Annotated in this window: 16 protein-coding genes; 5 read left to right on the top strand and 11 right to left on the bottom strand. The window is 58.2% G+C overall.

Features of this window, described 5'->3' with window-relative positions; translation table 11 throughout:
• Positions 1-15: 15 nt before the first annotated feature.
• From ACR0CZ_RS17980 to ACR0CZ_RS17960, 5 genes are all read right to left on the bottom strand, one after another.
• Entirely contained in the window at positions 16-984 is a 969-nt protein-coding gene (locus tag ACR0CZ_RS17980; protein ID WP_480537225.1) for a carbon-nitrogen hydrolase family protein, read from the bottom strand.
• Entirely contained in the window at positions 981-1,118 is a 138-nt protein-coding gene (locus tag ACR0CZ_RS17975) for a hypothetical protein (protein WP_170684571.1), read from the bottom strand. The genes ACR0CZ_RS17980 and ACR0CZ_RS17975 overlap by 4 nt, the downstream gene beginning before the upstream one ends.
• Positions 1,115-1,465 carry a hypothetical protein gene (locus ACR0CZ_RS17970; RefSeq protein WP_170397963.1) on the bottom strand — a complete coding sequence of 117 codons (351 nt, stop codon included), beginning with the start codon at positions 1,463-1,465 and terminating at the stop codon, positions 1,115-1,117. The genes ACR0CZ_RS17975 and ACR0CZ_RS17970 overlap by 4 nt, the downstream gene beginning before the upstream one ends.
• The gene (locus ACR0CZ_RS17965) at positions 1,462-1,935 is read right to left on the bottom strand and encodes a VOC family protein (RefSeq protein WP_170407970.1); all 474 of its coding nucleotides are present in this window, start codon (positions 1,933-1,935) and stop codon (positions 1,462-1,464) included. The genes ACR0CZ_RS17970 and ACR0CZ_RS17965 overlap by 4 nt, the downstream gene beginning before the upstream one ends.
• Before the next feature lie 137 nt (positions 1,936-2,072).
• Entirely contained in the window at positions 2,073-2,639 is a 567-nt protein-coding gene (locus ACR0CZ_RS17960) for a cupin domain-containing protein (RefSeq protein ID WP_170425413.1), read from the bottom strand.
• A gap of 149 nt (positions 2,640-2,788) precedes the next feature.
• Here ACR0CZ_RS17960 and ACR0CZ_RS17955 point away from each other — a divergent pair, with 149 nt between their 5' ends.
• Together ACR0CZ_RS17955 and ACR0CZ_RS17950 are read left to right on the top strand one after the other, a co-directional pair.
• Positions 2,789-4,066, top strand: a complete 1,278-nt coding sequence (locus tag ACR0CZ_RS17955; protein ID WP_170397954.1) for a 4-aminobutyrate--2-oxoglutarate transaminase — start codon at positions 2,789-2,791, stop codon at positions 4,064-4,066.
• 2 nt (positions 4,067-4,068) lie between these two features.
• Positions 4,069-5,544 (top strand): NAD-dependent succinate-semialdehyde dehydrogenase, encoded by a 1,476-nt coding sequence (locus ACR0CZ_RS17950; protein WP_480503874.1) that lies wholly within the window; start codon positions 4,069-4,071, stop codon positions 5,542-5,544.
• A gap of 59 nt (positions 5,545-5,603) precedes the next feature.
• Here ACR0CZ_RS17950 and ACR0CZ_RS17945 read toward each other — a convergent pair whose 3' ends face one another.
• From ACR0CZ_RS17945 to ACR0CZ_RS17925, 5 genes are all read right to left on the bottom strand, one after another.
• Positions 5,604-6,809 (bottom strand): MFS transporter, encoded by a 1,206-nt coding sequence (locus tag ACR0CZ_RS17945; RefSeq protein WP_170397950.1) that lies wholly within the window; start codon positions 6,807-6,809, stop codon positions 5,604-5,606.
• A gap of 86 nt (positions 6,810-6,895) precedes the next feature.
• The gene (ggt, locus tag ACR0CZ_RS17940) at positions 6,896-8,647 is read right to left on the bottom strand and encodes a gamma-glutamyltransferase (RefSeq protein WP_170397947.1); all 1,752 of its coding nucleotides are present in this window, start codon (positions 8,645-8,647) and stop codon (positions 6,896-6,898) included.
• Positions 8,648-8,731: 84 nt separating this feature from the next.
• Positions 8,732-9,163: a universal stress protein gene (locus ACR0CZ_RS17935; protein ID WP_170397943.1), complete on the bottom strand. Its 432-nt coding sequence runs from the start codon at positions 9,161-9,163 to the stop codon at positions 8,732-8,734.
• Positions 9,160-11,769, bottom strand: coding sequence for a TRAP transporter permease (locus ACR0CZ_RS17930; protein WP_170397940.1), 2,610 nt, complete (start codon positions 11,767-11,769; stop codon positions 9,160-9,162). Before ACR0CZ_RS17930 ends, ACR0CZ_RS17935 begins: the two co-directional genes overlap by 4 nt.
• 107 nt (positions 11,770-11,876) lie before the next feature.
• Positions 11,877-12,839 (bottom strand): TAXI family TRAP transporter solute-binding subunit, encoded by a 963-nt coding sequence (locus tag ACR0CZ_RS17925; RefSeq protein WP_170397937.1) that lies wholly within the window; start codon positions 12,837-12,839, stop codon positions 11,877-11,879.
• A gap of 242 nt (positions 12,840-13,081) precedes the next feature.
• On the opposite strand from ACR0CZ_RS17925, the gene ACR0CZ_RS17920 reads away from it, so the two are divergent.
• The 3 genes from ACR0CZ_RS17920 to ACR0CZ_RS17910 are packed head-to-tail and all read left to right on the top strand — an operon-like array spanning position 13,082 to position 16,832.
• Complete coding sequence (locus ACR0CZ_RS17920) at positions 13,082-15,472, top strand: ATP-binding protein (RefSeq protein WP_170397935.1); 2,391 nt, start codon at positions 13,082-13,084, stop codon at positions 15,470-15,472.
• The gene (locus ACR0CZ_RS17915) at positions 15,469-16,086 is read left to right on the top strand and encodes a response regulator transcription factor (RefSeq protein ID WP_170397932.1); all 618 of its coding nucleotides are present in this window, start codon (positions 15,469-15,471) and stop codon (positions 16,084-16,086) included. The genes ACR0CZ_RS17920 and ACR0CZ_RS17915 overlap by 4 nt, the downstream gene beginning before the upstream one ends.
• Positions 16,083-16,832, top strand: coding sequence for a PhnD/SsuA/transferrin family substrate-binding protein (locus ACR0CZ_RS17910; RefSeq protein ID WP_170397929.1), 750 nt, complete (start codon positions 16,083-16,085; stop codon positions 16,830-16,832). Before ACR0CZ_RS17915 ends, ACR0CZ_RS17910 begins: the two co-directional genes overlap by 4 nt.
• A 127-nt stretch (positions 16,833-16,959) precedes the next feature.
• Here the strand turns inward: ACR0CZ_RS17910 and ACR0CZ_RS17905 are convergent, their stop codons facing one another.
• Complete coding sequence (locus ACR0CZ_RS17905) at positions 16,960-18,471, bottom strand: heme biosynthesis HemY N-terminal domain-containing protein (RefSeq protein ID WP_170397926.1); 1,512 nt, start codon at positions 18,469-18,471, stop codon at positions 16,960-16,962.
• Positions 18,472-18,477: the final 6 nt, after the last annotated feature.

Genomic DNA, 18,477 nt, shown 5'->3' with positions numbered 1-18,477 from the left:
AAAGCTGGGCCGGTATCAGTCTGTGCCAGAACGTCCTTTGTAGAGATACAGATTGTCGGGCTTGGTCGCGGCGTCTTCAGTATATCCCAGCGCCGTTCTGGGGTCGGATGCAGCGACGCCCGCAACGTCGCCTTTCTGCGGAATGCGCAGCGGGCCGAGCGTGTGCAGATAGGCATCCGCCCCGCTGGAACGGTCATAGACCGGGAACTCCGCCTCGCGGTCGCGGAAGCTTTTGAGAACCTGCCCCAGACCTTTCAGTCCGACCTCGCGTTGGCGGCGGACCTGATCAAGATCGATCTCGATAGGGAAGATATCCTCCTGTCCCGCAGACTGGTGCAGCACGGTGGCCGAGGGATCAACGACCAGTGAGCGGCCCACGCCCCCAGCGGCCAGCCCGTTCACGTCAAACACGTAGCATTGGAACTGCGCAGCGGTCGCCTTGGCGATCGACAGCTCGGCCTCGCGGTCGGTTGTGCCGGTCAGAACCGGGTGCAGAAGAACCTCGACCCCTTGGCTGGTCAGGTGGCGGGTGGTTTCGGGGAACCAGATATCGTAGCAGATCGACAGGCCAAACCGGCCCACATCCGGCACATCAAAGATGCAGAATTCGGTACCCGATGCTATGTTCTGTTCATAAGGCTTGAACGGGAACATCTTGGAGTATTTTGAGACGATCTCACCTTCGGGGTTGATCACCACCGAGGTGTTGAAAATCCGTCCATCTTCGTGCTTTTCGAACATCGATCCGGGGATCAGCCAGATCCCATAACGCCGAGCGGCATCCTGAAAGCGCGACAGGTCGTCATTGTGAAAGGGCTGGGCAAACCGGTCGAGCGGACCATGAGGCGCCAGTTCGCTGAACAGGGCCATCTGGGTCCAGGGGAACCGTGCCATCATAATGTCGATCCGGTGCAGCATCGCGTCGACATTCGACTGCAACGCACCGACATGCATCTGGATTCCGGTTATCGCAAAAGGGGTCATTTTTCGTTTCTTCTCATTTTCTTGCCGATTGCGACCGCCGATTTGATCCGGCGTTCTTCATCGGAACATAAAACCGTGTGGTCACGCAAGCCTGCTGTCCTCAGGCTATGGTTTTCCGAGGCGACTGCCTTCATACTGCGGCTTCCTCGGCGGTATCTTCTGCCTGCGGTTCCACAAAATCGATGTCGTTGCGAACCCAGAAGAACCGGAATCCGCAACTGCGCAGCCATTTCTCAAGCCGATCAAGGCTGGACCACTCCCGCCGCAGCCCGCGCGTGGATTCGACCAGCGCCCATTGGCCATCGACCAGAAAGTATACAGTCCAGGTATTGGGATGCGCCGAGTGGTTGGCAAAGCCACCGCTGATCACCTCACGCGCCGTGCGAACGGCGACCGGATAGTCGCCGATGCGACCCTCAGCCGCGAGAATGGCCAGATCGTTTTGACGGATCGTGAATGTGGGAAGGGGGGCGTCGTTCATGCAGCCTCGATCTGCGCCGCGTCCAGCAGCGCTTTGCGCCGTTCACTGATATCCGCTGGCTTCAGGTTTTCGACGCGGGTCGCCAACGTCCAGACATGACCGAACGGATCGGCAATCGTGGCGCAGCGTTCGCCCCAATAGGTGTCCGCCGCCTCAGCGATCAGGCTGGCACCGCTTTCCAACGCGGCTGCAAGGGCAGTGTCCACATCTTCGACATACATATGATGCCCAATCGGAGTGACTGTGCCCGGAATGGCGGGGCCGTGCGCACCCCATCCGGCGGTGACAAACAGCATCGAGTTGCCGATCTTGATCGAGGCAAAGCCGGGGGCCTCATCCGCGTCATAGGCCTGTATCTTCGCATCAAAGGCGCTTTCGTAGAAAGTTAGCGCGGCATCGACGTCGGCGACGGCAAGCGATGCGGTGCAGGTGCGATAGCCACGTGGCAGAGTGGCAGGTTTCTTTTTCATTCCGGTACTCTCTGAATTGGGCGGCGGACACCCTGGATTATCTGCAGGAATTTCCCGCACTATGCATCATACTGTGGATCAAACCAGGAGATACTGCAACACTATGATGCATAGTGCTGAAATTTCTGCCGTGATGCTTAGAATGTAGGCGGAGTGCAGGCGCTGATGACCCGGCAAACTTCGGGGCCGACCTGCCTGAACCGGTGCGGGGTGCGACTGTCGAAATAATAAGCATCGCCTGGTCCCAGTACCTTGCGCTTATCACCCACGGTCACCTCCACCCGACCCGAAATGACAATACCGCCCTCTTCCGCCTCATGCCCGTACATCACGCGACCGGTGTCAGCCCCTAGCTCGTAAGTTTCCTGCAAGATCATCATCGCGCGACCATGCAGGTTTGATCCTACCTGCCGCAGAGACAGCCCACCCTTTCCGATCTCAGTAAGTTCTTCTGAGGCGTAAAACACGGTCTGCTCAGGTTCGATTTCGAAGGAAAAGAAATCGGACATGCCAATCGGTATGCCTTGCAGAATACGCCGTAACGCACCAACCGATGGATTCATCTTGCCCGACTCGATCAGTGAGATGGTTGAGTTCGGCACATCCGACTTCTTGGCCAGCGCCCGCTGAGATAAGCCTGCACGCTCTCGCAAGGTTCGCAGGCGCAATCCGAGGGTCAAATCCTCTTGGCTGGTGTTCTTCATGTTCAGTATCCGCAACACTTGATCCTGCCGGGACGGTAAATCAATGGCTTATGAATCACAAGAAACAGGCTTTCGCTTGCAGGCGCAGATACTACAGTCGCGCAGTCAAACATACGGGCACCGCGCCCGGAAACGGGAAAGGACGCAAGATGCTGAACGCTCAGATTGCTGAACGCCGGAATACCTCGATCGCGCAGGGCGTGGGGATGCAAACGCAAGTCTATGTGGACCGTGCCGTGAATTCCGAGGTCTGGGATGTCGAAGGCAAACGCTATATTGATTTCGCCGCAGGCATCGCCGTTGTGAACACCGGGCATTGCCACCCCAAGGTGATGGAGGCTGTTCAGAAACAGGCCGCGAACTTCACCCATACCTGCCATCAGGTTCTGCCTTATGAGAATTACATCCGTCTGGCCGAGCGCCTGAACGAGAAGGTGCCTGGCGACTTCACCAAGAAAACCGTCTTTGTCACTACAGGTGCCGAGGCGGTCGAGAATGCCGTCAAGATCGCGCGTGCTGCCACTGGCCGCCCGGCTGTAGTGGCCTTTGGCGGCGCTTTTCACGGCCGCACCTTCATGGGCATGTCGCTGACCGGCAAGGTTCAGCCCTATAAAGCGGGCTTCGGCGCGATGATGCCCGATACCTATCACGTCCCGTTCCCGATCGATCTGCATGGCACCTCGACCGAAGATTCGCTGGGTGCTTTGACTAAACTGTTCAAGGCCGATCTTGATCCGGGCCGGGTGGCCGCGATCATCATCGAACCGGTTCAGGGCGAAGGTGGCTTCTACCCCGCTCCGGCTGAGTTGATGCGTGGTCTGCGCGCGCTTTGCGACGAACATGGCATCGTTCTGATTGCCGATGAGGTACAGACCGGCTTTGCCCGCACCGGCAACCTGTTCGCGATGGACGCTTATGACGTCTCTGCTGATATCACCACTATGGCCAAAGGTCTGGCCGGTGGTCTGCCGCTGGCCGCCGTCACCGGTCGTGCCGAGCTGATGGACGCCGCGCACCCGGGTGGTTTGGGCGGAACCTATGGCGGCAACCCGCTGGGGATCGCCGCCGCCCATGCTGTGATGGATGTGATCGAAGAAGAAGACCTGTGCACGCGCGCCAATGAGCTGGGCTCGCGCTTGAAACAGCGTCTGGAATCGATCCGTTCCCGCACGCCCGAGATCGTAGATATTCGTGGTCCGGGCCTCATGGTTGCGGCCGAGTTCAACACCACAGACGGCAGCGCCCCGAACCCCGATATGGCAAACGCCATACGGGTCGAGGCATTGAAGCGTGGATTGATCCTGCTGACATGTGGCGTATATGGGAACGTAATTCGTTTCCTCGCGCCGTTGACGGTACAGGACGAAATCTTCGCCGAGGCCATGGATATCCTCGAAGCCTCGATCGACGCTGCCAAAGGAGCCTGAACATGCTGGATACCAAAGTGACCAAGCTGGAGCTGAAAGATCCCAGCCTTCTGGAACCCCGCGCCTATATCAACGGTGAATGGGTCGAAGGTGAGGCAACGTTCCCTGTCTACAACCCTGCAACTGGTGATCTGATCGCCAATGTGACAGATGTCAGCATCGAAGGCACAACACAGACCATCGATGCAGCTTACGCTGCGAAAAAGGAATGGGCTGCTCAGACTGGCAAGGAACGCGCCGCCATTCTGCGCAAATGGTTCGACCTGATGGTCGAAAACGCAGACGATCTGGCGACCATCCTGACCGCCGAGATGGGTAAACCCTGGCCCGAGGCGCGCGGTGAAATCCTATATGGCGCGTCCTTTATCGAGTGGTTCTCGGAAGAGGCCAAGCGTGTATACGGCGACGTCATCCCCGGCCACCAGCGCGACAAGCGCATCGTGGTGCTGAAGCAGCCCGTGGGCGTAGTGGGATCAATCACGCCTTGGAATTTCCCGAACGCAATGATCGCGCGCAAAGTTGGCCCAGCGCTGGCCGTGGGCTGTACCTTTGTGGCGCGCCCAGCGACGCTGACGCCGCTGTCGGCGACGGCGATGGCGGTTTTGGGTGAACGTGCGGGTATACCAGCGGGCGTGTTCAACGTGATCCCGGGCACCGACAGCTCAGGCGTCGGTAATGAGCTTTGCACCAACGACAAGGTTGCCAAGATCACCTTTACCGGATCGACTCGGGTGGGTCAGATCCTGATGCGTCAAGCCGCAGGTACCATCAAGAAGATGTCGTTGGAGTTGGGTGGTAATGCGCCGTTCATAGTCTTCGACGACGCCGATGTGGATGCTGCCGTAGATGGCGCGATGATCGCCAAGTTCCGCAACAACGGTCAGACCTGTGTCTGCGCTAACCGCATCTATGTTCAGGCGGGCGTCTATGATGAATTCGCTGCCAAGCTGGCCGAAAAGACCAAAACGCTGAACATTGGCGACGGTTTTGGCGATGGTGTCACCACAGGCCCGCTGATCAACGACGCGGCGGTCGCCAAGGTCGAGGAACACATCTCGGACGCGGTATCCAAAGGTGCAACGGTCACATTGGGCGGTAAACGTTCGGATCTGGGTGGGACATTCTTTGAACCCACCGTTCTGACTGGCGTAACCCGCGACATGGTTGTGGCAAAGGACGAAACCTTCGGCCCCGTCGCTCCGCTGTTCAAATTCGAGGAAGAAGACGACGTCGTCAGCATGGCCAATGACAGCGAGTTCGGCCTGGCCTCGTATTTCTACAGCCGCGATCTGGCGCGCGTCTGGCGTGTGGCCGAGGCGCTGGAATCGGGCATGGTGGGCATCAACACTGGCCTGATCTCGACCGAAGTCGCCCCGTTCGGCGGTGTCAAACAATCCGGTCTAGGCCGTGAGGGCTCGAAATACGGGATCGAGGATTTCCTTGAGATGAAATATCTCTGCATGGGTGAAATTCAGTAAGCGCCTCGTGCCTTGAAAATTCAACGCACTCGCAGTCCGCTGCGGGTGCGTTTTTCGTTTCAGACCGATGCGTGCCCGCGCAGACGGAACACCAACGGCATCATCACCAAGACCAGAGCCGCCGAGAAAAAGAACGGTGCGCCGGGCAGATAAGTGCCTTCGCCATCGACCGACGCCTGAAAGATGCCGGTCATCACCAAAGGCGACAGAACCGCAGCGACAGAAGACAGTGACGCGATGACTCCCTGCACCACGCCCTGCCGGTCTTCGTCCGCCTGGTTCGAGGCCATAGCCGTGATCAAGGCAGGCACGAGGTCGGACAGCGCGGCAAGCAGAATAAAGATGACAAGGGCCGTAACCGTTACGGTAAACCCAAAGCCGATCATTCCGACCAATGCCGATACCATCCCCAGCAGCAGGGTTCGGTAATCGCCGATCCAGCGAATGAAGACCGGCATCAGTCCGGCTTGGACGAAGGCCAACAGCACGCCGTATGCGGCCAGCGACAGGCCGATATACAGCGTGGACCAGCCAAACACCTCTCGTATCCAGAAGGCCCAGAGGGTGGGGTAGACCATGTTGGCAAATTCAAAGATGAAAATGCACAGCAGCGGCACTGCCAGCCCCGGAAAGCGGAAGGCGTCAAAAATCGATTTGAACGGGTTCAGGTCACGCTTGCCAAAGGGGCGGCGCTTTTCTGGTTTCAGGCTTTCGGGCAGGACGAATACTCCGAACAAGGCGTTGGCGGCGGACAAAACCGCGGCAATCCAGAACGGCGCAGTGATACTGATCCCGGCAGCGATGCCGCCGATGGCTGGGCCAAGCACAAACCCAATCCCGAAGGCCGCCCCGATCAGACCGAAATTCGCCGCCTTCTCAGTCGGTGAGGATATGTCAGCGATGTAAGCCGTTGCGGTAATATAGGTCGCCCCCGCAAGCCCCGCGAGCGTTCGCCCCAGAAGAAGCAGCCAGAATGTTTCGGCCAGCGCCATGATCACATAATCCAGCGCCAACATGGTCAGCGCTGCGATCAGGATCGGCCTGCGGCCAACCGCATCCGAAATGCTACCCACGATAGGTCCGCACAGGAACAGCGCCCCGGCATAGGCTGCCATCAGCAGCCCGCCCCAAAAGGCACCCTGCCCGGTATCGCCTGCACCAACACGTTCCATCAGATCGGGCATGATCGGGAACACGATGCCAATACCGATGGCATCAATCATCAGCGTGATCAGGATAAAGGTTATCGCGCGGCTTTTGAACATATCGCCCTATCGGACGAGTACGCTGATAAAGCAAGGGAAAAGGGCTGCGTGCTACAATTGTCCAGCAGCCCTTTTCCAGTTCATGTTTATTGGCCCAAAGCCACGCCTTCGCGACGCGGATCAGCAGCGCCGATCAACTGCCCGTCCTTGATCAGGATGGCGTGCAACCCGCTGTTGAGATCGACCTCTTTCACCTCATGGCCTTTGGCGGTCAGGGCATCTGCGAATTCGGCAGCGGATGTTCCCTGCTCCAGATCCATCGACGACCCGTTGCGGTGCACGAAATGCCCCGTTTCGATGGCATCCTGCGGGTCCATTTCCCAATCCAGGATCGCAATGATCGTTTTGGCCACATAGTTGATGATGCGGCTACCACCGGGTGAGCCGATCAGCAGATAGGGCTCACCATCCTTCATCACGATGGTTGGTGACATCGAGCTGCGCGGGCGTTTGCCACCCTCAACGCGGTTGGCCACCAGACGGTCGCCATCCTTTGGTGCGCGGTCGAAATCGGTGAGTTCGTTGTTCAGCAGGAAACCCCGCACAAAAACCCGGCTGCCAAAGGCGGTCTCAATAGTGGTCGTCATCGACAGCGCGTTGCCGTACTGATCTCGGATCACGATATGGCTGGTGCCGGGACGACCCGGGTTTTGCGAGGGCGCAAACAGGGCGGTGTGATCACGTGGCGGCTCACCTGCCTGACGCTTCTCGCTGGCTGCAGCAGGGTCGATCATCTCCGAGCGCAGCTTTAGATAGTCCGCGTCCAGCAGACCCTTGACCGGTACATCGATAAAATCGCCGTCGGCCATGTAAAGCGCGCGGTCGGCATAGGCCAGCTTGGCGGCCTCGGCATAGAGATGCGCCATCTCGGCGTTCCAACCGGTGCCTTCGAGGTCGAAGTTGCTGAGGATCCCCAGAATCTGGCCCACGGTCAGGCCGCCGGAGGTTGGCGGACCCATTCCGCAGACATCGTAGCCGCGATAATCGGCGCAGACGGCGGGGCGGATTTTGACGCGGTAGTCGGCCAGATCTTCAAGCGTGATGTTGTTTTCCACCTTGGATGTGGCATCCACTGCCGCCACGATATCTTCGGCGATGGGGCCGCTATAGAAGGCGCCTGCACCCTGATCGGCCAGAATGCGCAGGGTTTCGGCAAACTCGGGGTTCCGTAGTAAGGTTCCAGCCTGCAGCGGCGTGTCATCTTCGTTGAAGAAATACGCTTTGCCCGCCGGGAACACACCGACTGAGCGCTCACGTTCAATCGTGCTTTGGATCGAGTTTGCCATGCGGGGCGAAACCTCAAACCCCTGCTCGGCCTGATCGATGGTAGACTGGAACAGCGAGGCCCAGTCTTTCTTGCCATAGAGGTTATGGGTCACTTCCATCAGGCGCAGAATGCCCGGAACGCCAACAGATTGTCCGCCTACAACAGCTTCGGGCCACGGCATCTTTTCACCGTCCGGTAACAGAAACCGTTCAGGCGTGGCTTTCGCAGGGGCTTTTTCACGCGCATCAAAGGTGGTCAGAGTTTTAGCCGACGCATCCCAATACAGCATGAACGCACCACCGCCGATGCCCGATGATTGCGGTTCAACCAGATTGAGCATCAGCTGCACGGCAATCATCGCATCTGCGGCTGTGCCACCTGCGGCCAGCACATCATATCCGGCTTTGGCAGCAATGGGATTGGCGGCCGAGACCATGAACTCGGTGCCAGTCACCGAGTTTTTGTCCTCCCAACCATAGCCATATTCCGGCGCAGGGTCCTGCGCATTGGCCGCGCAAGCGACAACACCCAACGCCAGAACGGCGCCGGTTTTCATGAATGTCTTCATCATAGAAATCTCCCGGTAAGGATCTGCGAGATTGGCTACTGAGTAACAAACTTCAAATGGCAGATTCTCAGCTTAAATCCGATCGATTTACCGCACAACATATACTGACGTGTGCGAATGCCTCACGACCCGCGCCGCATTCGGACCGAGCAAATAGTCTTTCAAGTCAGGCTTATGCGCGCCGATCACGATCAAGTCCGAGCCCGCGCCTTCCGCGGTTTTGAGGATCTCCTGATAGGCGCTGCCAGTTGCCACCACATGACGGACCTTGGCATTGCGCTCTTCCCCCAGCGTGGCAGCGCAGAGGGCGACCAGCTTTTCATGAGCCTCTTCAATCACCTTTTCGTGGTGGTGGGGCTCAAAAAAACTGCTGACGAAACCTTCGCCATAGTCGGGTGTCACGGTCACGACATCCAGCCGCGCGCCATCCATTTCGGCCAGCGCCGCCGCCCGTTCAAGGACGGCAACATCAAGATCGCCATTGCTGATATCCACGGCGCACAGAATTGCTTGGGTCATGCGGGTTCTCCCTGTTTTGCGGCGCGGCCGCGCTGGAGGAAGGCGACAAGACCCAACAGGATCAGCGCCGGGATAAAGATCAGCTCTTTCGCGGGCTGGCTTTGCGGGGCCTGAATGCTGGTGATGCGAACGGCATCGTCAGCATAATAGTCGAACATGTCCAGCTCATCCGCGACCGGCGTACCGAACATCGGCTCGTCGAGCTTGACCAGACCATCCTCTTCCAGCGTCATCAGCCCTAGGGCGTCGACACGCGCTGTGCCGTCGGCCCCTTCCGGAATGTCCAGAACCACGGTGGTTTCGGTCATATTGCCGGTGTCAAAGTCCGGGCCTGCGACCTCGATCCGCATGGTGCTGCCCGGTGCGGCCTCACCCACGGCCTGCGTCAGCTGTGCCGGTTCGATCTGCGCAAAGGGCGGTGCGATGCGGTTCATGAAGAAATCCGGACGGAACAGCGCAAAGGCGATCAGGATTAGCGCGACGCTTTCATAGATGCGGTTCTTGGTCAGGAACCAGCCCATGGTGCCGGCAGTGAAGATCAGGATCGCGATGGTCGCAGAGACGGCCACCAAGATGCCCTGTACCCAGCCCACATCGATCAGCAACAGGTCAGTGTTGAAGATGAACACGAAAGGCAGTGCCACGGTGCGCAAGCTGTAGAAGAAGGCGGTGAAACCGGTCTTAATCGCATCCCCACCAGAAACGGCGGCGGCTGCAAAGCTCGCCAGACCAACCGGCGGTGTCACATCGGCCATGATACCGAAGTAGAAGACGAACAGGTGCACCGCGATGAGCGGCACGATCAGCCCATCCTGCGCGCCCAGTTCGACAACCACACCCGCCATCAGTGAGCTGACGACGATGTAGTTCGCCGTGGTCGGCAGGCCCATTCCGAGGATCAGGCTGAGAAGACCGACCAGCGCCAGCATGGCGATCAGGTTGCCACCCGACAGGAACTCGACCAGGTCAGCCATCACCTGACCCACACCGGTCAGCGTTACGGTGCCCACGATCACACCCGCGGTGGCGGTCGCCAGCGCGATACCAATCATGTTGCGCGCGCCGTCGATCAGACCATTCCACAGATCAACAACACCGGCCTTGAAGGCATTCGCTGTGTCACTTTCACCCCGGAAGATCGACTTGAGCGGTTTCTGCGTCAGCAGGATCACAAACAGCAGCGAGGTCGCCCAAAAGGCCGACAAGCCCGGTGATTTCTGTTCGATCATCAGGAAGTAGACCAGCACGATGATCGGTAGCAGGTAATGCAGACCGGCCTTGTAGATTTCGGCAATTACCGGCAGTTCAACCTCTTTGGCATTAGGATCGTCAGGCACCAAGTCCTCTACTCCGGAAGCCAGCCAAAGCAGGATCAGATAGGCCAAAACGATCAGCGCCGACAGGACCAGACCCGACGCATCGGGCATGAGCGCGACAATCGCTTTGATCGGGTACTGGATGCCATAGCACAGCCCGGCAAAGCCCACGAAGAACAGCGCCATTCCACCGATTGTGCGCCCCATCGAAACGACGCGGTCGCCCAGCGTCGGCATGTTCCGCTTCACCGCTTCAAGGTGTACAATGTAGACGAGCGCGATGTAAGAAATCGCAGCGGGCAGGAAGGCGTGGGTGATCACCTCAACGTATGAGATGCCTACATATTCCACCATCAGGAAGGCAGCAGCGCCCATCACCGGTGGCATGATCTGGCCGTTCACGGATGAAGCGACCTCAACCGAGCCCGCTTGTTCGCTGGAAAAGCCCACACGCTTCATCAGTGGGATAGTGAAGGTGCCGGTCGTGACAACGTTCGCAATGGACGAGCCCGAGATCAGGCCGGTCGCCGCAGAACCAACAACAGCCGCTTTGGCCGGGCCACCGCGCAGGTGCCCCAGCGCGCCAAAGGCCATCTTGATAAAGTAGTTGCCCGCGCCCGCCTTATCGAGCAGCGCGCCGAACAGCACGAAGAGGAAGACGAACTTGGTTGAAACGCCCAGCGCGATGCCAAAGACGCCTTCGGACGTGATCCACATATGGCTCATCGCCTTTTGCAGGCTGGCGCCTTTCCATCGGATCACCTCGGGCACCCACTCGGAGGAACCGAAGAATACGTAGGCCAGAAAGATCGTGGCGATGATCGCCATTGCCGGGCCAAGCGCGCGACGCGCCGCCTCGAACAACAACAGCAGGCCAACAAGAGCAAACCACTTGTCCGTATCGTCTGCGAGACCGCCCGCATCGACGATCTTTTGGTAGAAGAAATAGCCATAGAGGGCCAGAAATGCGCCCACGATCCCCATGATCCAATCCTGAATCGGGATGTAGTTCCGCGGGCTGGATTTCAGTGCCGGATAGGCCGAAAAGGCCAGGAACATCGCAAAGGCCAGATGAATCTGGCGTGAGTTGTTCACTACACTGCCCGGCAGCAGATAATTCGATAGGGGAGAGGCCAGAACGACCTGAAACACCGACCACAAAACCGCAACGATCGCCAGAAACAGCCCGACATTTCCCGCCGGATCACGCGCGCCTGCATCTGATGAGGCAACCAGTTCCTGAAGCTCTTCTTCGGAAAGAGGGCGATTGCCCTGTGTGTCGGAACTCATGTTGGTATCTCCCTGTCCTTCGGCCTTGGTTTTTACGGCCGTCTTGTCTCCGGTTTAGCCCGGATATGAATCGGGGCGCCCCGAAAGGCGCCCCGTGTCAGGTCTGGTTACTGAATCCAGCCTTTTTCTTTGTAGTACTTCTCAGCGCCCGGATGCAGCGGTGCCGACAGGCCATCCGCAATCATTTCTTCCGGTTTCAGGTTGGCAAATGCCGGGTGCAGCTTTTTGAAGTCATCGAAGTTTTCGAAGACCGAGCTGACAACCGCGTAAACCGCGTCTTCCGACACGTCAGCCGAAGTCACGAAGGTTGCACCAACACCAAATGTCGAGGTGTCACCATCCGAACCGCGGTACATGCCACCTGGGATGGTTGCGGTACGGTAGAAGGAGTTGTCACCAACCAGCTTGTCAACCGCGTCGCCGCTGACGTTCACCAGAACCGAGTCACAGGCGGTGGTTGCTTCCTGGATCGAACCCGAAGGGTGACCCACGGTGTAAACCATCGCATCGATCTGGTTGTCACACAGAGCAGCGGATTGTTCAGCCGCTTTCAGCTCGGTCGCCAGTTCGAAATCATCGGTGGTCCAACCCATTTCGCCCAGCAGCACTTCCATGGTGCCGCGCTGACCGGAACCGGGGTTGCCGATGTTGACGCGCTTACCCTTCAGGTCTTCGAAATTCGAGATACCCGCGTCGGCACGCGCCACAACCGTGAACGGCTCTGGGTGTACCGAGAACACGGCACGCAGGTTCTCAAACGGGCCGGCTTCTTCGAATTTCGAGCTGCCGTTGAATGCGTGGTACTGCCAGTCCGACTGTGCCACCCCAAACTCAAGCTCGCCTTCGCGAATGGTGTTGATGTTGTAAACCGACCCCCCAGTCGACTCCACCGAACACCGGACGCCGTGCTCTTTCCGGCCCTTGTTGACCAGACGGCAGATCGCGCCACCCGTCGGGTAATAGACACCCGTAACGCCGCCAGTTCCGATCGTGATAAATTCTTCAGCATATGCCGCTGGTGCCATCAGGGCCGCCGCGGCAAATGCGGTGATTGAGGTTTTCTTGAACACTTTGACACTCCTGTTGTCAGTCTTTTTTGATCTGTGGGGTGCCTGAAACCTTTCAGAACACAACAGAAAAAATCGCACTGGAATCAGGCCCCCCGATGATAAAGAGGAAAGCGAAACCAAACAGCAGGTGTCTATACGGTAGATTACGTATAGGCTTGGATTCAGATATAGGGGAAAGAGGGTAACTGATCACATTCTGTGACTGTGATACCGACCCGTGCAGAAGGTCGTTTGGACAAGAATTGAACTACGCAGGGCAACAAGAAATACGCCAGGACCACACTGAGCCAGCCCGCAGGCGAAGATCGCTGCGCGCCACGCTTGCGCTGTGTTTGGGTGGGCTGCAGTTCATCGCCATCCTTTCGGTGATCCTGTCGACCTTTGTCAGCTCGGAGAACGCGCTGTTGCGGCAATCCCGAACATCGCTGAACGAAGTCAGTGTCAATGTCATCGGCCAAGTCAAAAGTTTTCTGAACCCCGCCCGGCAGGCCTTGGATGCAACTCGGCGACTTGCTGAAAATGACGTACTGGATATCAGCGATCCTGGCGTATTGGAAAGCCATTTTTTTCAGCAGCTACAGGTCGCGCCTCAACTCGCAGGGATGTATCTGGCCGATGCGACGGGCAGGTTTGTCTATGTCATGCGCGCGGAAGAGCCCGGACGTTATCGCACCAAGTTCGTTCCGCCATTCCTGCCCGGCACCGCGGAACATCCCGCCGATTTCCAATGGCGCAACGATCAGTTCACATTGCTGGAAACGGCCACTACCCAGACTGACACCTATGAAGCGCGCACCCGGCCCTGGTTCAGAATGGTGACCGAAGCCAAAGCACCGATCTGGACAGAGCCTTATATCTTCTTCACCACGCGCCAGCCGGGGATCACTTATAGTGTCCCCATATTGGACGATACCGGAGCTATCCGTGCCATTTTGGGTGTCGATATCCAGATCGACGCCCTGTCGGGGTTCCTGCTGGACATCTGGTCGGAACGACGCGGTGCCGCGCTGGTTCTGAACGAAAATGGCGCGGTGCTGGCGCATCCAACGCTGGTGCTGATCCGGCAGGAAGCACATATGGAAGCGCCCGAGCTGACGCGTGTGGACCAAATCGCAGACCCCATCGCGCAAAAGGCGTTCGGAGATGTCGTGCAAACCGGTCTGAGCGACACGGAAGGACCGGTTCATACCGATTTCCAGCTGAACGGTCAGGACTATGTGGCGATGCTTATCGAGGTGTCCGAGCCGGGGCTGCGTTGGTTGATCGGGCTTTATGCGGCCGAGGACAACTTTATTGGCGAGATCAAGAAGAACCGGACGCAAGGCGTCTGGATCGCGCTTGCCATTGCCATTCTGACGGGCGCAATTGGTTTGGCCATGGCCGACCGGATCTATGCCCCTGTGCGCACCTTTGCCAGCCAGAGCCAGCAATTGCGCAGCGGAGAGATCACCACCGAAGAAGGCCTGCACAGCCCCTATCGCGAGCTGGAAGATACCGGTGCGGCTCTGACACAGGAAGTTCGACAACGGCAACGGTTCGAAACCGCCTATGGCCGCACCTTCGATCTGGCCTCGCGCGGGATGGCGCAGATCTCGCCCGAAACGGGGCGGTTTCTGCGGACCAACGAACAGCTGTGCGATATCATGGGATATCAGCCGGATGAATTGGAGAGGATGACGCTGGCCGACATCCTGCCGGAAGACGAACAGCAGATCGCGGTCAAGTTCCGCGAAACCCTGCTGCAGGATTCCGAGTTCATCGCCGAGAACCAGTTTATCCGAAAAGACGGATCCCCCATCTGGTTGCGGGTCAATGCCATCCTCATCCGCGATGAAAGCGGGACCCCTGATCATGCGGTTGCCATTATCGACAACGTCAGCGATCGAAAGCAGGCCGAGGATGAAGTAAGCCGCCTCAGCCGCGATTTGTCCCATGTCGCACGGGTCAACCTGATGGGCGAGATGGCCTCGGGGCTGGCGCATGAGCTGAACCAACCGCTAAGCGCGATTTCCTATAATGTCGACGCCGCGAAGATCACGCTGGATGAAATCGGCGATCCCGATCCTGAGGTTATAGAAATCCTTTCGGATATCGACCGCCAGTCGCGCCGTGCGGGCGACATCATCCGCGCCCTGCGTGATGTGGTGCGTAAGGATCGCGGACGTCAGACTCCGTTTGAACTGAACGGGTTGATCCGGCAAACCGTCAGCCTGATGGACGCCGAGGCGAAGTTACACGAGATCAAGCTGCTTTATGAAGAAACCGACCTTCCTCTTGTCATCGGAAACCGGACGCAGATCGCTCAGGTTCTGGTTAACCTGTTGCGCAACGCGATCGACGCCTTGGCCCTGGATCCGGATGGCAAGGGTAAAATCACCATCACTACAAAGACTAGCGATGAACTGGTCGAGGTGCGGGTTGAGGATAACGGGCCCGGGATTAGCGATGGTGTCACCTTGTTCAACTCGTTTGACACCCAGAAGACCGACGGGATGGGGCTGGGCCTGTCCATTTGTCGGACCATCGTCAAAGCCAATGACGGAGCCATTTGGTACGAGCCTACTGAGACGTCCGGGGCGCGCTTCTGTTTCACCCTGCAGCGCCGCGATCAGCCCAAGGAGGATCACGCATGACCTTTGAGCCGCTGGTCGTTTATATCGTCGATGACGATGAAGATGTGCGCGTCGCCTTATCTCGGTCGCTCAGCAAACGCGGACTAAGGGTCGAGCATTTTGCCGATGCGCAGACATTTCTGAATCAGGTGCATGAGGATGCAAAAGGTTGCCTGATCCTGGACTATGGCATGCCCGGGATGGACGGGCTGGAATTGCAGGAACATCTGAACCGGCGCGAGTCGACCATACCGGTCATTTTCATCTCGGGTCATGGCGGCATTCCGGAATCCGTGCGGGCCACCAAGGCGGGTGCAATTGATTTTCTGGAAAAACCCTTTGACCTGCAGGTGCTGATCGAACGGATACAGGCCGCGTTTGAAATAGGCGACCGTCTGCGCGCCGAGAAATCGCGACGTCAGATGCTTGCGGACAAGCGCAGACTTTTGACCGACCGCGAGGAGCAGGTCTTGCAACATATTCTGACCCACCCCGCGCGCACGTCGAGCAAAGAGATCGCAACTGCCTTGGGTATCAGCCCCCGCACAGTAGAAATTCATCGCGGGCGCATACAGCAAAAGGTCGGCGTGAAAACCACGATAGAGCTGTATGAACTGTTCGGGCAGATGCAATGATCGCAAGCCTGATGATGTATGCCCGCCCTCAGCTTGATGAGGCACATCTGCGATACTGGAACCTCATCCGTGACAATCTGAACCGCGCCGGGATCGAGAGCCCTGAGCATCTGTCGCAGGACGCCGAGGAATTTTCGGTCTGGCAGCACCCGGAACTGGTGCTGAGCCAGACTTGCGGCATGCCGTACCGGACATGGCTACACGATAAGGTCGCGTTGGTTGGCACGCCAGACTATGGTCTAGACGGGTGCCCGCCCGGCTATTACCGCAGTGCTCTGGTCGTGCGCGCCGATGATCCACGCACAAATCTGATGGCGTTTCGGGAAGCGGTGTTCGCTTACAACCAGACATTTTCGCAATCTGGCTACGCCGCGCCTTATTGGCATCTTGAGCCGCATGGCTTCTGGTTCAAGCACCGTGTGCAAACCGAAGGTCACCTGAAGTCGGCGCATGCCGTTGCGGAAGGTCACGCAGATATCGCCGCCCTTGATGCGGTTTCTTGGCGATTGATGGCTGAGTATGAAGAGTTTGCCGCATCTCTGCGGGTGTTGGAGTGGACGGACCCGACCCCTAGCCTGCCATTGATCACTGCGGAGGGTAACGATCAGCAAGCGATTTTTACAGCGGTTGAACGGGCAATTGCGCAGTTGGATGACGCGGATCGTACTGCCTTGGGGATCAAAGGTCTCGTGAGGATTCCGGCCGAGCGTTATCTGGACGTGCAGAACCCGCCGGGATCGGTTTAGTCGTCTTGTGTGCCGGTGTCGCCGACGACAGCCGATAGCACATAATGGCTTTGGTCGTCCTTGATCAAAATCGGTGGGCCGGGTTGTTTAAGCTGCGGAACGACGCTTTCAACGCCGAGACCGCGCGTTAGGTCTGTCGCGCGACTTCCTCCGAGACCGGCTCGGCCTTTCCCTCGATCACGTCCTCTTCGACCGGCTCTTCAATTGACTCTTCAGCACTTTCTTCAGGTTCCTCTGCCTCTTCAGCCTCTGATTGATCCTCAAGCGCGCCAACGATCAGAGGCAGCATGTGCACACCCGTCGCACTAGCAATCTCGGGCGTCTGAGGCGTCTGCCAGCTGAGCGTATCGAAGCTACCGCAGTTCTGGCACACCGGTCCCCATTCAGGCTGAATGTCGTGGCAATTGGTGCATACCCATTGCGGCCCGCGCGGTGCGTTCAGCGCCTTGGCCAGCCAACCCTGAACCACCGCGTCCGAGGCGCCCTCGCCCCGTTCAATCGCAGCCATCAGCGTGTAGGCCCGTGCATCCCCCTGCTTTTCGACAACATCACCCAGCGCGCGTCGCGCTTCGGGGAAGTCTTCGGCTACGATGTTCAGCTCGGCCAAAATCAGGCGTGTTTCCATATTCTCTGAATGAATGCGGGTCAAAGCGGTGAACCGCTTGATCCGCTGTTCAGGTGTTTCGTCTGGCACAATCTCGGCAAAGGCATGGGCCAGATCGGGGTGAGGTTGCACTTCCCACGCCTTTTTCAGAATCTTGGTTGCTGCACGCGGTTTGCCCTTTTCGATATAGGCGCGCGCGGCCATGGCGGCTGCCGGGACAAGATCGGGTGAAAGGCGGTTTGCCTCAATCGCATGTTCCTGCTGTTCGACCGTCGCCGTGTCGTCCAGCAGCACTTTGGCCTCGGACAAAGCCAGGACTGCGTCGCGCCGTTTGAACACGTCGCGCGGCAAATACCCGGCCTTCAGCTTCGAGGTCAACGTGGACCGCGCACCGGCCCAATCCTGCGCCTTGGTCTGCAGGTTCAACAGCACATCCTGCGTTTCTTCATGCCGGGGTTTGAGGGCCAGAGCCTTCTCGGCCAGCTTGCGCGCGGTTTCATCATCGCCTTCGGCCAGCTTTTGCTTCATGATCCCGCGCACACCGACAAATCGCGTGGCGTTGTTGGTGACCAGCTTCTTGTAAGTCTCGGACGCTTTCTTGGTATCACCGGTCATCTCGGCTGCCTGCGCCACCAGCAAATTGGTCAGTTCCGGATTGTTCAGCAGCTTCTCGGCCTTGTTCGCCTTGGTCATTGCCACGCGCCCCTCACCCGAGGCCAGCGCCATCAACCCGTCCGCCAGAGCCTGATATCCCCGCTTTTCCCGACTGCGATCGAAATACCGTGAAAGGGCGGTTTCATCACCGTTTAGGAATTTCAGCGTGGCGATCAGCAGCGTAAGCAGCTTGAAGAACAACCAGACCGCAAACACCAGCACGCCCAGCGCGATCACTGATTGCAGCGGGCCCAGTGTGTATTCGGTGCCTGCGACGGTGATCTGCACGCCGCCGGATGATTCCATCAAGAACCCAGCACCCATGGCCAGCAGGCCGATAATCGCAACAAAAACAAGGATCTTTAACAATGACCACAGCATGGCAGG

It is taken from the genome of Ruegeria sp. H9 (assembly GCF_056532915.1).
Note: the sequence above shows the minus strand (reverse complement) of the source record. Positions and strands in the feature narration are given on the sequence as shown.

Excerpts from the sequence above, each read along its gene's own strand:
- ACR0CZ_RS17980 (WP_480537225.1), bottom strand. The coding sequence starts at position 984 with ATGACCCCTTTTGCGATAACCGGAATCCAGATGCATGTCGGTGCGTTG.
- ACR0CZ_RS17975 (WP_170684571.1), bottom strand. The coding sequence starts at position 1,118 with ATGAAGGCAGTCGCCTCGGAAAACCATAGCCTGAGGACAGCAGGCTTG.
- ACR0CZ_RS17970 (WP_170397963.1), bottom strand. The coding sequence starts at position 1,465 with ATGAACGACGCCCCCCTTCCCACATTCACGATCCGTCAAAACGATCTG.
- ACR0CZ_RS17965 (WP_170407970.1), bottom strand. The coding sequence starts at position 1,935 with ATGAAAAAGAAACCTGCCACTCTGCCACGTGGCTATCGCACCTGCACC.
- ACR0CZ_RS17960 (WP_170425413.1), bottom strand. The coding sequence starts at position 2,639 with ATGAAGAACACCAGCCAAGAGGATTTGACCCTCGGATTGCGCCTGCGA.
- ACR0CZ_RS17955 (WP_170397954.1), top strand. The coding sequence starts at position 2,789 with ATGCTGAACGCTCAGATTGCTGAACGCCGGAATACCTCGATCGCGCAG.
- ACR0CZ_RS17950 (WP_480503874.1), top strand. The coding sequence starts at position 4,069 with ATGCTGGATACCAAAGTGACCAAGCTGGAGCTGAAAGATCCCAGCCTT.
- ACR0CZ_RS17945 (WP_170397950.1), bottom strand. The coding sequence starts at position 6,809 with ATGTTCAAAAGCCGCGCGATAACCTTTATCCTGATCACGCTGATGATT.
- ggt (WP_170397947.1), bottom strand. The coding sequence starts at position 8,647 with ATGATGAAGACATTCATGAAAACCGGCGCCGTTCTGGCGTTGGGTGTT.
- ACR0CZ_RS17935 (WP_170397943.1), bottom strand. The coding sequence starts at position 9,163 with ATGACCCAAGCAATTCTGTGCGCCGTGGATATCAGCAATGGCGATCTT.
- ACR0CZ_RS17930 (WP_170397940.1), bottom strand. The coding sequence starts at position 11,769 with ATGAGTTCCGACACACAGGGCAATCGCCCTCTTTCCGAAGAAGAGCTT.
- ACR0CZ_RS17915 (WP_170397932.1), top strand. The coding sequence starts at position 15,469 with ATGACCTTTGAGCCGCTGGTCGTTTATATCGTCGATGACGATGAAGAT.
- ACR0CZ_RS17910 (WP_170397929.1), top strand. The coding sequence starts at position 16,083 with ATGATCGCAAGCCTGATGATGTATGCCCGCCCTCAGCTTGATGAGGCA.
- ACR0CZ_RS17905 (WP_170397926.1), bottom strand. The coding sequence starts at position 18,471 with ATGCTGTGGTCATTGTTAAAGATCCTTGTTTTTGTTGCGATTATCGGC.